The sequence below is a fragment of the bacterium genome, assembly GCA_035307765.1.
Taxonomy (GTDB): Bacteria; Sysuimicrobiota; Sysuimicrobiia; order Sysuimicrobiales; family Segetimicrobiaceae; genus Segetimicrobium.
In genome coordinates, this window is the sequence record DATGHU010000043.1 from 1 (window position 1) to 10,816 (window position 10,816).

General features: G+C 63.8%; 8 protein-coding genes and 2 pseudogenes. 7 read left to right on the top strand and 3 right to left on the bottom strand.

Going from position 1 to position 10,816, the window contains the following annotated elements; all coding sequences use genetic code 11:
* The 3 genes and pseudogenes from VKV57_14690 to VKV57_14700 form a co-directional block, all read left to right on the top strand.
* A partial coding sequence (locus VKV57_14690; protein ID HLW61150.1) for an integrase core domain-containing protein occupies positions 1-455 on the top strand: 455 nt, incomplete at its 5' end.
* Positions 456-811: 356 nt separating this feature from the next.
* Entirely contained in the window at positions 812-2,299 is a 1,488-nt protein-coding gene (locus VKV57_14695) for a SagB family peptide dehydrogenase (protein HLW61151.1), read from the top strand.
* Between the two features lie 11 nt (positions 2,300-2,310).
* A pseudogene (locus VKV57_14700) lies at positions 2,311-2,652 on the top strand (FIST N-terminal domain-containing protein).
* Between the two features lie 5 nt (positions 2,653-2,657).
* Here VKV57_14700 and VKV57_14705 read toward each other — a convergent pair.
* From VKV57_14705 to VKV57_14715, 3 genes are all read right to left on the bottom strand, one after another.
* A complete protein-coding gene (locus tag VKV57_14705; GenBank protein ID HLW61152.1) occupies positions 2,658-3,575 on the bottom strand; it encodes an alpha/beta hydrolase in 918 nt (305 codons plus the stop codon).
* A 105-nt stretch (positions 3,576-3,680) separates the two neighbouring features.
* Positions 3,681-5,594 (bottom strand): ATP-dependent zinc metalloprotease FtsH, encoded by a 1,914-nt coding sequence (gene ftsH, locus VKV57_14710; GenBank protein ID HLW61153.1) that lies wholly within the window; start codon positions 5,592-5,594, stop codon positions 3,681-3,683.
* 154 nt (positions 5,595-5,748) lie between these two features.
* A complete protein-coding gene (locus VKV57_14715) occupies positions 5,749-6,519 on the bottom strand; it encodes a slipin family protein (GenBank protein ID HLW61154.1) in 771 nt (256 codons plus the stop codon).
* A 284-nt stretch (positions 6,520-6,803) separates the two neighbouring features.
* Between VKV57_14715 and VKV57_14720 the strand changes: the two genes are divergently transcribed.
* The 4 genes and pseudogenes from VKV57_14720 to VKV57_14735 all read left to right on the top strand — a co-directional run.
* Positions 6,804-6,971 (top strand): hypothetical protein, encoded by a 168-nt coding sequence (locus VKV57_14720; GenBank protein ID HLW61155.1) that lies wholly within the window; start codon positions 6,804-6,806, stop codon positions 6,969-6,971.
* Between the two features lie 9 nt (positions 6,972-6,980).
* Positions 6,981-7,244, top strand: a pseudogene (locus tag VKV57_14725) (stage V sporulation protein S).
* Positions 7,245-7,329: 85 nt separating this feature from the next.
* Positions 7,330-7,476, top strand: coding sequence for a hypothetical protein (locus VKV57_14730; protein ID HLW61156.1), 147 nt, complete (start codon positions 7,330-7,332; stop codon positions 7,474-7,476).
* A gap of 1,405 nt (positions 7,477-8,881) precedes the next feature.
* Positions 8,882-10,816: ATP-dependent Clp protease ATP-binding subunit (locus VKV57_14735; GenBank protein HLW61157.1), on the top strand; the 1,935-nt coding region annotated here is incomplete at its 3' end.

Below are 10,816 nucleotides of genomic sequence, written 5' to 3' on the forward strand. Positions count from 1 at the left end.
ATCCCCAACAGAACGGCCGCCATGAACGCTTGCACCTCACGTTGAAGAAAGAAGCCACCAAGCCGGCCGCCTCCAACTTCCTGCAGCAGCAGGCGCGCTTTGACAAGTTTGTCGACATCTTCAACAACGAGCGCCCGCACGAAGCGCTGAACATGCAATGTCCGGCCGACGTCTATCAGCCGTCCCCCCGCCCCTACACGGGCTTGCCGGATATCGATTATCCGCTGCATGACAAAACGATCGTGGTGACCCGGTGCGGTCGCATCTGTCTCGGCGCGATCAAGATCAATGTCAGCCAGGTCTTTGCGGGACAAGCCGTCGGCATTAAAGAAGTGCACGACGATATCTGGCTGGTCAGCTTTATGGATTATGACTTGGGATACTTTGATCTGGAGACGCGCGTACTTGAACCGCTCGACAATCCGTTTGGGCCGAAAGTGTTACCCATGTCTTAGGTACAAAGTGTTACCTATGTCTCCGGGCTGGACCCATCTGCGACTGGCGGGCGCGCGGGGACTTGAACCTCGGACCTCTTTCATCTGACCGATAGGTGCGAAGCGGGACGAACTCGTCGGAATTGTTTTAGATATAGGCCTTCAGAGGCGTGTCATGGAGTTGCTGTCGTCCAGCACACCCTGATTTAGGAGGTGGTGCTCCTGAACCTCACCCAAAAGCGGGCACACTCCAGCTGTGATCGTTGGGGAAATCCACTCAGCCTCCCCGAATGACGAACCGCGGCCTTGAGGCGACGTGGGCTTATCACACCGGGACCAAACACTCCTCCACAAGCGTCCGCAGCGGCGGTCATTACTTGGACTGGAAAAACCAACCCCTTCCCTTCAAAATATACTCTACTCTGGAGCCGATCCCGCTGCCGCACGAGATCCCGCCATCGGCCGCCACAGCGCTGGACGCCATTTCGGCTACGAGCGTCCCCACGGACGGCGACCGCATCCCGGACCTCCGGACCCTGGCACGGCTCCTCTACTTCTCAGCCGGCATCACCAAACGCCGAAAGTACCCTGGTGGGGAACTCTTCTTTCGGGCGGCGGCCTGCACCGGCGCGCTCTACCATATCGAACTGTACCTTGTCTGTAGGGAGCTAGTAGACCTGAAGGCGGGCGTGTATCACTTCGCCGTCCACGACTTCGCCCTACGGAAGCTGCGGCAGGGTGACTTCCGACGCGAGGTGGTGCAGGCAGCGGCGGGCGAGCCCGCAGTAGCAGCGGCACCCGCGATCCTCGCCTGCACCAGCACGTACTGGCGAAACGCCTGGAAGTACCAAGCCCGGGCCTACCGGCACTGCTTCTGGGACAGCGGCACCATTCTGGCCAACCTGCTCGGGGTCGCGGCCGCGAGCGACATGCCGGCGCGGGTGATCGGCGGTTTTGTGGACGGCGCTGTGAACCGCCTGCTGAGCCTCGATGCGGAGCGCGAGGTGACTCTCACCCTCGTGCCGCTGGGGCGTGGTGGTACGCTCGCAGGGCCGTCACCGAAGGTCCACCCGCTGGCACTTGACATTACGCCCCTGTCGAAGACGGAGGTAAATTATCCGGAGATCCGAACCATGCATGCGGCGTCGTCGCTCGGGAGCGAGAAGGAAGTGGCCGCCTGGCGCGGCCGTCCGCCGAGAGCTGCGCTGCCTGACCCCACGGGACGTCTGTTCCCCCTCGGGCCCTTCAGCGAGCAGGAGCTGCCCCGCGAGCCGATTGAACGGGTGATCCCGTCGCGGGGCTCAGCTCGACGGTTCGCCCGGGAGCCTATCACTTTTGCCCAACTCTCCACAATACTCCACCGAGCCACCCGCGGACTCCCTGCTGATTTCCTCGAGCCTGTCGGCACGACGCTCAACGACCTCTACCTCATTGTCCATGCCGTGAGCGACCTTCCCTGCGGTGCCTACGTGTTTCGACGGGATCTGACCGCGCTCGAGCTGCTGAAAGAAGGAGACTTTCGGGTCCGGGCCGGCTATCTCGGCCTCGAACAGGCGCTGCCGGCCGACGCCAGTGTGGACGTCTTCTTCCTGGCGGACCTCCGGCCCATCCTTGAGCGGTTTGGCAACCGCGGCTATCGCGCCACTCAACTGGAGGCCGGGATTGTTGGAGGTAAGCTCTACCTCTGCAGTTACGCCCTCGGGCTCGGGGCCAGCGGCCTCACCTTCTACGACGACGACGTGACCGCGTTCTTCTCCCCCCACGCCGAAGGAAGGAGCGCCATCTTTCTCGTGGCGTTGGGGGTACCGGCCAAGAGACACCGCCGGGTTAGCTCCGAAAGCCGGTGGGGGAAGGTGAATCCGTGAGAGCAGCCGTCGTGTCGCCCGATGACGTCACCGCCTGGTTCCTGTTTGCCGACCCCTTCACCCTGGACGCCGAAGGTCTGCTGGTCGCGTGGTGGGAGGCCTATCCCGGAACCCCGATGGTGGGCGGTATGGCGTCCGGCGACCTCCGCCTCCGTCGTACCCATGTGTTTCTCAACGATGAGGTGTACGACCGCGGCGCCGTCGCCATGGCCCTCGGGTGACCATATGGAGTGCGCACGATCGTCTCGCAGGGATGTACTCCAATCGGCGCGCCATGGACCATAACGGGCGCGACCGGAAACGTGATCGAAACGATCGCCCAACTGTTGACCTTGACGCTCCATAATAGCTGAATGCGCTACCGGAAGAAGAAGCCAGCGATCAGCTGGTAGATTTCGTCGTGATAGATGTCGGAATGGTGGCCCGAGAATAGGTAACCCGGGCCTGTAGCCGCGTGGAGTGGGCTGAGGTCGGCTGCTATGAGCCTCTCTGTGAGCGGTACGACTGCAGGGTAGGTGAAGCCCGGTCCCACGGCAATGGCTCCCGCGCCGCCGAACTCCGTCTGCGTCACTGCGCTCGGTCCAGCCGCACCGAGCGCCGATACGGAGCGGCCGGAGAAAAGGTTGACCAGTCTTTCAGCGATAGGGTACCACCTGCCGAGCGACGTATCGCCGTCCGACCGCGTCACCAGCAGCCGCAGATTCAGCTTCGAGGCGTTTCCGTACATCCCGTTCGGGTCGAGTTCGTCGCTGTTGAAGGCGGCTTGCAGGAGCACGACGTCCAGCGCGACGGCAGGGGGGACCTGGGTCCCATCCTTCGAGATCTGTTCGAGCGCCGAGCAGACGACCCGGCAGCCGAAGCTGTGCCCGAGCAGATGCAAGCGCAGCGATGGTGGAGCCGCCAGGGCGCTCAGCGCCTCGAAGATCATCCGCAGCAGCGCGTAAACGCCGTGCTGCCCCACGACGTCTGCCCGCTTCCCCATCGAGTAGAACGAGAGCGTCGACGGCCACTGCACCGCGGTAGCGAAGGACGACGCTGGCAGGTGTGGGAGCGTCGGGGACGTCGCGCCGATGAGCAGCAGCTGCTTGGTGAGCTCCATGGAGAACCGGTTATAATCCGCGACTGCGCCCGTCGCGTCCGTCCACCACCCATGCGAGTACACGAAGACGTCGGTGAACCGGAACGGCGGCGACATCGCGTCTTTCAGAATGCTTCCGATATCGGGATCGAGAATGATTCCGTTCTCATTGATGGGAGCGGTGATGAAATTTGACATGGGCGTCTCCTCCTCGCGTCGTCGAAACGCAGCTGCCCGTTGACTCAAGCGATGTCTCCAGATCGCCTGGGTAGGGCTGCCTAACCGCCGAGGAGAAGTTGCATCCTAACCTTGAAGCCTGGGTTTGAGCGCCGGCGGAATCGACTTCTCTGGACGTGAGGCCGAGGTTGCGACCCGCAACGCAAGCGACGGTGTCGATGAGGCCAGCGCCGGTATGGCCGGCGGCAGCAGCTGGCCGGCGATCAGCACGTCCAGCTCGTCGCCCTGGAGTGACTCCCGCTCGAGCAGCGTTTTGGCGATCCGCACGAGCGCCTCCTTGTGCTCGGTCAGCACCTGCCGGGCCCGACTGTAGCACTCGTCGATGATCCGCCGGACCTCCTTGTCAATCTCGTACGCGATCTCGTCCGAGTAGTTCTGGCTCTCGAAGAGATCCCGGCCTAGGAACACCGGCCTGTGCTCGGTGCCGAGCGTCAGCGGGCCGAGATTGGCGGACATTCCGAACTCGGTCACCATCTTCCGCGCCAGCTCGGTCGTCTTCTCGAAGTCGTTGGCGGCGCTCGTCGTAATCTCGCCGAAGACGATCTCCTCGGCCGTCCGCCCCCCTAGCATCACCGTGATGCTCGCCAGGATCTCGGCCCGCGTCAGCGTGTACTTCTCCTCCTGCGCCAGCTGGATCACATAGCCGAGCGCCATCCCCCGCGGCAGGATCGTCACCTTGTGCGGCGGGTTCGCCTGTGGTACCAGCTTGCCCAAGAGCGCATGCCCGCCTTCGTGGTACGCTGTGAGCTCGCGCTCCTTGGGCGAGAGGATGCGGCTCTTTCGCTGCGGCCCGGCGATCACCCGCTCGATCGCCTCGTCGAACTCCGGCATCCCGATCCGCGTCTTGCCCCGCCGCGCCGTCAGCAGCGCCGCCTCGTTCACCATGTTCGCGAGGTCCGCCCCGCTGAACCCCGGGGTGCGCCGCGCCAGCACGTCCAGGTTGACGTCCGCGCCGATCGGCTTGCCCCGCACGTGCACGTCCAGGATCGCCCGGCGCCCCTTCGTGTCCGGGTTGTCGACCACGATCCGGCGGTCGAACCGACCCGGACGCAGCAGCGCCGCGTCGAGGATATCGGGCCGGTTGGTCGCGGCGATCACGATGATTCCCGAGTTCGGATCGAACCCGTCCATCTCGACGAGTAACTGGTTCAGGGTCTGCTCCCGCTCGTCATTCCCGCCACCGAAGCCTGCGCCCCGCTGCCGGCCCGCGGCATCGACCTCATCGATGAACACCAGGCACGGAGCGCTCTTCTTCGCCTGATCGAACAGGTTGCGGACCCGGGCCGCGCCGACGCCGACGAACATCTCGACAAACTCGCTGCCGGAGATCGAGAAGAACGGCACCCCGGCCTCCCCCGCGATCGCCTTGGCGAGCAGCGTCTTGCCACCCCCCGGCGGGCCCACGAGGAGCACACCCCGGGGGATCTTGGCCCCGAGCGCCTGGTACTTCTTTGGGTGTCGGAGGAACTCGATGATCTCCTCCAGTTCCTCCTTGGCCTCGTCGATTCCGGCCACATCATCGAAGGTCACCCGGGTCTTCGCTTCGGTGTGGAGCCGGGCGCGGCTCTTTCCGAAGGACATCACCGGGTTCGACCCCGGCTGTGCCTGCCGGAGCATCAACATCCACAAGCCGACGAGCAACAGGAACGGCAACAGCATCTCCAGCAAGCTGGACCACGGCGACGATCGCGACGATGGCGCGACCGTGATCGTCACGCCCTTAGACTGCAGCAGGGCAATGTACGAGAGGTCGCGTGCAGGCACATACACACGAAACGAATGGCCGTCCTTGAGCTGGCCCGACACTCCCCCGTCGTCGACGGTGACCTGGATGATCTGCCCGCTGCGTGCCTTGTCGAGGAAGTCGCTGTACGAGATCTCCTGTGGACGGGTGTGCTGGTGGTAGCGCGGTAGCATGAGGTAGAGCACGGCCACCAGGATCAGCGCCCCAACGAGCAGGCTACGTAGGTACTTATTCACGATGCTCCATTCTTCCGCTTACAGCACCCGTTCCATTCATCCAATCTTTCCCGACACCTTCGCGATGGTCGACCAAAGGGCCACCCGATAGCTACGTTCAACGATCCCTTCCGATCGTTAGCACTCCGACCATGTCATGGGGTCCCAGGCCGGCTTACCTCTCGTGATCGTCCGTGGCCTTCTTGAGGAAGAGGGTCAGAAGGTCGATCGGAACGGGAAAGATCACCGTGGAGTTGTGCTCCGTCGCGATCTCGGTGAGCGCCTGCAGGAACCGCAGCTGCAGCGCCACCGGTTGGGTGGCCATCTTGGTGGCCGCCTCGACGAGACGCCCCGCCGCCTGGGACTCGCCCTCAGCATTGATGACCTTCGCCCGCCGCTCCCGCTCCGTCTCCGCCTGCCTCGCCATCGCCCGCTTCATCGTGTCCGGCAAGATGACGTCCCGCACCGCGACGAGGGTCACCTTGATCCCCCACGGCTCGGTGGTCTCGTCGAGGATCAGCTGGAGCTGGTGATTGATGCGGTCCCGCTGGATCAGGAGTTCGTCCAGCTCGTGCTGCCCGAGGACGCTCCGCAGCGTGGTCTGGGCGACGAGGTAGGTGGCCCTGGAGAAGTTCGCGACCTTGACGACCGCGTCTTCGGGATTCACGACCCGGAAGTAGACCACCGCGTCGACGGTCACCGGGACGTTGTCCTTGGTCATCATCTCCTGGCGCGGCACGTCGAGGGTCACGACTCGTAGGTCCATCTTGATCATCCGGTCCACGATCGGGATGAGGAGGATCACGCCCGGCCCTTTGGCGCGGAGCAGCCGGCCGAGCCGGAAGATGACCCCTCGCTCGTATTCGCGGGCGATCTTCACCACGAAGGACAACAAGGAGAAGACCACGATCGCCATGATAACGATGACCACGGGAATGAGTGTCATCATGCTGACGCCCCCTCCTTCACCCGTAGTTGAATCTAATGACGTGATCTCCTCCCACCCCTTGCATGCTTGATCGAGCAAGCGGTTGTGGATCCAGACTGTCAATGAGCCAGGCTGCCCCTTCGATGCCCGGAAGGCGGCGTCGAGCTCTTCGTTTGTTCGCGCCCTTGTGACAGAACCGGGCGTTCATTTGCGTTGAACACCCTAGACTCAGTGAACGCGGAACACCGATCGTGTGCTTTCGATATACTGCGTGTGATACATGTCCCAACGAGGTGGGCCAGATGAGGCGGTACGAACGAGAACCGCATGATCCCAATCAAGAACTTATTGAGGCCATCGAGAAGTTGCGCAAGGCCGTTGAGGCCTTAACGGAGCATGTAGACTATCTCGACAACGGCATTTCGGTGTTGGTGGATGAATTTCGGCTCACACAAAAAAAGGGCCAGTAAGGTTCTTTCATGGGGGAGATCCTTAAGGTGTCTGCCACCTCGAAGCCCAAGGGCGTTGCTGGTGCGCTGGCGGCCGTGCTGCGCGCAAAGGGCTCTGTGGAGCTTCAAGCCCTCGGTGCGGGCGCGGTAAACTAGGCGGTCAAAGCGATCGCGATCACCCGCGGATTCGTTGCCCCCAACGGGATCGATCTGGTAGCGATTCCCGCATTCACCAAGGTGGAAATCGAGGGTGAGGAGCGCACAGCCATCCGTTTTCTGGTCAAGGCCCGCTAGGCCTGGCCTTGAGCACGGCGTGGCCAGATCTTCCGACGGTCGCGCATTCGCGTTGAGATGAAGGTCTTTCCGCGCCGGAGCGCTGGTGGACTACTTCGCGAAGCTGGGTGACGCGAAGATCAACGTGACCGCGAACAGCGCTATCGCTGCCGGCGCCGGCAGGTTCGGAGCGATGCTCTGGGTCAAGCCGCGTGATGTGAAGCGGGCAGCGAAGGCGCTCGGCGTCGGCTAAGATGCTGGGACCGCTCATTGGGCTCCTGCACAAGCGCTGAGTTAACAAATCGCCTCTCTCGTCGGTGGCGGCGTCAAGCTCGGGAGCCGTGCGGACAACGCGGCGCTCGCCTGCGCCGGTACGCATGAACCAAACTGACTTCCGTTTCGTCCCGATACTGCACTTTCTCTAACTCCCAATCATCGAAGTCGATAAGATGTAGCTCTCTCGCAAGGGCTATGGCCCTGAAAACCGTTCCGCCATCGGTCGTCTCTAGAAACTCCATGGCGGACCGGAGAATGGTCTCCTGGTCTTCCGGTTCTCGTGCCTGCATGCGGGATCGGCGCTCACGGTGGCAGTTCGTGCGTTTTCGGATACCCCTTCAGAATGACAGACCAGGACCTCGTCGACGGGCACGCCGGGTCCGTAACTGTACCGCCGGCGAGCTAACGCAACCCCCGATTCTGCTGGTCAAGGCGTTGCGCGAAGTGCTTGACTGCAGGCTCGCCAGCGGCGTTCGGCATCATGATCAGGGACCTCTCGGCGTGAGGGCGCGGGTTCTCGCGGCGTTCGTCGGGGACCTGGGAGTCGGGTGTCATTGGACGTGCCGACTGCTCCGTCGTTTCCTCTAGCCCCCCGGGGATCTCGATTCCCACGTTGTTGTGGACGTGGGAGTCACCAGGGCCTCCGGGGTCCTGGAATGGGCGGGCTCTCGGTACGATCTTAGATGATGCGACGATAAGGCCGCTGGTAAGATTTCAGATGGCGCGATTCGCCTTGCCATTGCCCGTCACCCGTAGTACGTTGGGCATGAGAGCGGCCTCCTCACATGGTGTCTGAGTTGTCGTCAACGATTCCATGCACCATGCCGGAGCCGCTTCGTGCATTCTCCACGCACTATAGCACACCCCCCTTTGGGCGCCCGCAGGGGACACGGGGGGTTCCAGCCGGGGCCCTTTCAGCGTCAGCGGACGTCGAGGGCGTCGCGAAGGGCGTTGCCGATGAAGAAGACTGCCCCAACCGTGAGGGTGACGATGCACCCCGGAGCGGCGCCCAAGATCGGGTTGCTGACGATGTAATCTTCGGCCCCGGGTCATGAGATTGCTCCCGGTGGGGATCTCCGGCGGGAGGTCGAAGCCGAGCCACTATAGCGGGCCGGGAAGAAAGCGAGATATGACGGGCGCGCGATGCCGGGCGTGTGGTATCAAAGTCGGGGTTGGATTTCTTACACCGACTTTGAATCGGATCGGGCTTTGTGACGATTGCCAAAGGTCGGTTGAGCACGGCGTACTCCGGGAACATGATGGTCAGATTGAATGGTGGAACCCTGCACTCCGCATACAACGAGATGGACGCGGACGACGCGGCATCATGGCACACTGGACCGTGACGCAGGCCCCCAGGCAGAGAGGGGCTCACTCGCGAGATGCTTGAACGATTCACGGAGCGTGCCCACCGGGTGGTCATCCTCGCCCAGGAGGAGGCGAAGCGCCTCAACCACGGCGCGGTCGGCACGGAGCATTTCCTCCTCGGCCTGATCCGCGATGGCGAAGGGGTCGCCAGCAAGGTCCTCGAGTCCCTCAAGATTAGTCCGGAGCGGGTGCGGGCGGAGATCGAGAGCGCGATCGGGCGCGGGGAGCGCACACCGTCCGAGGAAGTCGCGTTCACACCCCGGGCCAAGAAGGTCCTCGAGCTCGCGCTGGACGAAGCCCGGCGGCTCGGGCACAATTACATCGGCACCGAACACCTCCTCCTTGGGCTGATCCGCGAGGGCGACGGCGTCGCCGCACGCGTGCTCGAGGCGATGGGGGCCGATCTGGAGCGCGTCCGCTCCCAGGTCGCCTTCCTCCTCGGGGAAGAGGGCACCGTCTCCTCCACCAAGCAGGCCAGCAAGACGCCGATCTTGGACGAGTTCGGCCGGGACCTGACCAAGCTGGCTCGGGAGACCAAGCTGGACCCGGTGATCGGCCGGGAGCGGGAGATCGAGCGTGTCATCCAAGTGCTGTCCCGCCGGACCAAGAACAACCCAGCCCTGATCGGCGAGCCGGGCGTGGGGAAGACCGCGATCACCGAGGGCCTGGCCCAGCGGATCGTCCGCGGGGGCGTCCCCGAGAGCCTCCGGAACAAGCGGGTGGTACAGCTCGACCTCGCCGCCCTCGTCGCCGGCACAAAGTACCGCGGCGAGTTCGAGGAGCGGATGAAGAAGGTTATGGAGGAGATCCGCAAGGCGCAGGGCGAGGTCATCCTCTTCGTGGACGAGCTCCACACCCTCGTCGGCGCCGGGGCGGCCGAGGGAGCGATCGACGCCAGCAACATCCTGAAGCCGTCGCTGGCCCGCGGCGAACTGCAGTGCATCGGCGCGACGACCCTCGACGAGTACCGCAAGTACGTCGAGCGCGACGCGGCGCTCGAGCGGCGCTTCGCGCCGATCCTCGTCTCCGAACCGACCGTCGAACAGACCGTAGAGATCCTCCGCGGGCTCCGCGACCGGTACGAGGCGCACCACGGCGTCAAGATCGGCGACGACGCGCTGGTGGCCGCGGCCCAACTCGCGGACAAGTACATCTCGGACCGGTTCCTGCCGGACAAGGCGATCGACCTGATGGACGAGGCGGCCAGCAAGGTCCGGCTGCAGGCGAGCTTCCTGCCGCAAGAGGTGCGCCAGGCGCTCGAGAAGGCCGAGCGGGCCCGCTGCGAAAAGGAAGAGGCGATCAAGAACCAGGGCTTCGAGAAGGCCGCGAGCCTGCGCGATAAAGAGAAAGTGCTCCGGCAGAAGCTCGAGGAACTGGAGAGCTCCTGGAAGACCGACACAGGGCGGGATATCACCACTGTCACCGCCGATGACATCGCGGACATCGTCTCCAGCTGGACCGGGATCCCGGTGATGCGCCTGGTCGAGGAGGAGACGGAGAAGCTCCTGCGCATGGCGGATGCGCTGCACACGCGCATCGTCGGTCAGGAAGAAGCCGTGCAGGCGATATCCCGTGCGGTACGCCGGGCGCGGGTGGGACTCAAGGACGCGCGCCGGCCGATCGGGTCGTTTATCTTCCTGGGGCCGACCGGGGTGGGCAAGACCGAGCTCACGCTCGCGCTGGCCGAGTTTATGTTCGGCGATGCGCAGGCCGTGGTCCGGATCGACATGTCAGAATACACCGAGCGGCACACGATCTCCCGGCTCGTCGGCGCGCCGCCGGGCTACGTGGGGTACGAGGAGGGCGGCCAGCTGACCGAGCAGGTGCGGCGGCGGCCCTACTCGGTCGTGCTGCTCGACGAGATCGAGAAGGCGCATCCGGAGATCTTCAACGTCCTGCTCCAGATTCTGGAGGACGGGCGGCTCACCGACGCGCAGGGCCGGACCGTC